This is a genomic window from Methylobacterium sp. (genome assembly GCF_019750675.1).
Lineage (GTDB): Bacteria > Pseudomonadota > Alphaproteobacteria > Rhizobiales > Beijerinckiaceae > Methylobacterium.
In genome coordinates this window covers 1-1,871 of record NZ_JAIEOF010000307.1, presented here as the reverse complement: position 1 = coordinate 1,871, position 1,871 = coordinate 1, and the positions used below count along the sequence as shown (strand labels likewise).

At 70.8% G+C, this 1,871-nt stretch carries 6 protein-coding genes; all 6 read right to left on the bottom strand.

Features of this window, described 5'->3' with window-relative positions; all coding sequences use genetic code 11:
- Window positions 1-50 precede the first annotated feature (50 nt).
- Window positions 51-278 carry a hypothetical protein gene (locus tag K2X24_RS16160; RefSeq protein WP_292499374.1) on the bottom strand — a complete coding sequence of 76 codons (228 nt, stop codon included), beginning with the start codon at window positions 276-278 and terminating at the stop codon, window positions 51-53.
- Window positions 275-556: a hypothetical protein gene (locus tag K2X24_RS16155; protein ID WP_292499373.1), complete on the bottom strand. Its 282-nt coding sequence runs from the start codon at window positions 554-556 to the stop codon at window positions 275-277. The genes K2X24_RS16160 and K2X24_RS16155 overlap by 4 nt, the downstream gene beginning before the upstream one ends.
- On the bottom strand, window positions 553-714 hold the full coding sequence (locus tag K2X24_RS16150) for a hypothetical protein (RefSeq protein ID WP_292499372.1): 162 nt from the start codon (window positions 712-714) through the stop codon (window positions 553-555). Before K2X24_RS16150 ends, K2X24_RS16155 begins: the two co-directional genes overlap by 4 nt.
- The gene (locus K2X24_RS16145) at window positions 711-941 is read right to left on the bottom strand and encodes a hypothetical protein (protein WP_292499371.1); all 231 of its coding nucleotides are present in this window, start codon (window positions 939-941) and stop codon (window positions 711-713) included. The genes K2X24_RS16150 and K2X24_RS16145 overlap by 4 nt, the downstream gene beginning before the upstream one ends.
- Window positions 938-1,171 (bottom strand): hypothetical protein, encoded by a 234-nt coding sequence (locus tag K2X24_RS16140; protein WP_292499370.1) that lies wholly within the window; start codon window positions 1,169-1,171, stop codon window positions 938-940. Before K2X24_RS16140 ends, K2X24_RS16145 begins: the two co-directional genes overlap by 4 nt.
- 65 nt (window positions 1,172-1,236) lie before the next feature.
- The gene (locus tag K2X24_RS16135) at window positions 1,237-1,671 is read right to left on the bottom strand and encodes a hypothetical protein (protein ID WP_292499369.1); all 435 of its coding nucleotides are present in this window, start codon (window positions 1,669-1,671) and stop codon (window positions 1,237-1,239) included.
- Window positions 1,672-1,871: the final 200 nt, after the last annotated feature.

Genomic DNA, 1,871 nt, shown 5'->3' with positions numbered 1-1,871 from the left:
GAGCCGCTTCACGTTCTCGGCCTGCAATTCGATGATCTTCATGGCGGCGGTCACTCGGCGGCTTGAGGAAGGGCGGGTGAAATTCCGGCGCGCGCGTTGAGGTCGGCGGCCGTCTGCTCGGCGAGCCAGAGGCGATCCTTCGCGCTCAGGGTCGGGTTCGGCATGGAGACGAAGTGGTCGTCACGATCGACGACGACGGGCGCGGAGGGGGAGCGAACCCGGAAGGGACCGGCGAAGCCGGCGACCAAGAGGCGGGCGCGGAAGGCTGCGGGGCTCATTGCACCGACCCCGTCGAACCTTCCGGCTCGATCACGAAGGTGAAGCCGGGCGCGTCGCCCAGCACCAGGAACCGGGCGTGGGGCCGGTAGTACTGCTTGCTCTTGATGAAGCTGGTCAGGCGCTCGGCGCCGTCCGAAACGATCGCCTCGAACCAGTCCACGTTGAGGAACAGGATCGGCTTGCCGCCACCAAAGCAGTAGCCATCAGTGAGCCGCTCCGGCAGTTCGTAGACGCGAACGAAGGTCCGCGGCGCGTCGAGTAAATCTGCGAGGCTCATCGGGAGGCGTCCATCCAGGCGCCGAGCCGCAGCAGAGCGCGATCGACACGGGGGAATAGGAAGTCGAGGGCGGCCTCGACGGCGTAGGCGAGCAGGCAGGCCAGCCGCAGCGCCAGGAACGGCGGGACGCCGACCGTGAGGCGGAGGGCGCGGGTCATGCGCGAACCCGCCCTGGCATCGGGAACGACGCGGAGATGGCCGCGTCGGCCGCCTCGACCGCCCGGAATCCTGGGCAGGGATCGTCGAGGCGCGCGGTGCAGGCTGCACCGTAGGTCTCGGCCGTCGCGCCGCAGCGAGCGCAGATGACCTGACCGGCCAGACGCTCCCGGACGCGCCGGGACTTCTCTTCGAGCCATTCACCGATGCGTTGGCGGCGGGTCTTCACGGGCGAACCCTCCGACCGAAGGCGAGGGCCAGGGCGCCGGTGACCAGCGCGGGCACCAGCACGGCGAGGCGCACGGCGTGGCCCGCGATGGCGCGGAGCGTGTCGCCGGGCTGCGGGGCAGGCGTGAGGGTGGCGGCGTGACCGACGAGGTCGCCGAGGGCCCAGAGGGCGCCGACGAACACGATGGGCGCGGTGACGACGACGCAGGCGAGTTGGGGCTCGGTCAACATGACGGCCTCGCGAGGATGGGAGGGTGAGGGCCGGGCCGCCCGGGGGGAGCGGCCCGGTGGGCGGCTCAGGCGGCTTCGCTCGGGGCGCTGGCCCCGCCGGGAAGCGTGAACGGCTCGAAGTGCCAGCTCTCGACCCAGTGGGCGACGACCTCGCCATGCTCGCAGTCGCAGACCACGGCGACACGCAGGTCGCGGCGCGCACCGAAGCTGGCTGCGTTGGGATCTCCGTGAATGACCGGCGTCCGGAAGGACTCGGGCATCGGGTCGACCTCAATCACGATGTGAGGCCGACCGGCATCCTTGAGCGGGCTATCGGCGCGCGGCGTGACCAAGTCGCCGGGCACGAACGGGGCGGGTCCAGCGTAGCGAATGGCGGCTGCCCGAAGGGTTGCAATGTCCTGCGATGCCGGGCGCGGCGTCCGAACGGGTTTCCTCGTGCCGTCCTTAAAGGCCTCGGTCAGCAAGCTTCCGAGGATCATGGTTTCGAGTCCGCGTGACATGGATGCTCTCGTGTTGGAGCGCGGCGCGCTCAGGGGTGAAGGCGGGAGGCGACGCGCTCAGGCGGCGTCGCGGAGGTCCTGGGCGCCGGGTTCGGGCGCGCTTAGGAAGGCGCAAAGCTCGGGCAGCGCGGCGAACTCGTAGGTCCAGCGCTGGAAGGGGGCCGGGAGGGCGGCGCGGTCCTCGAACCGCACGGCGTCGG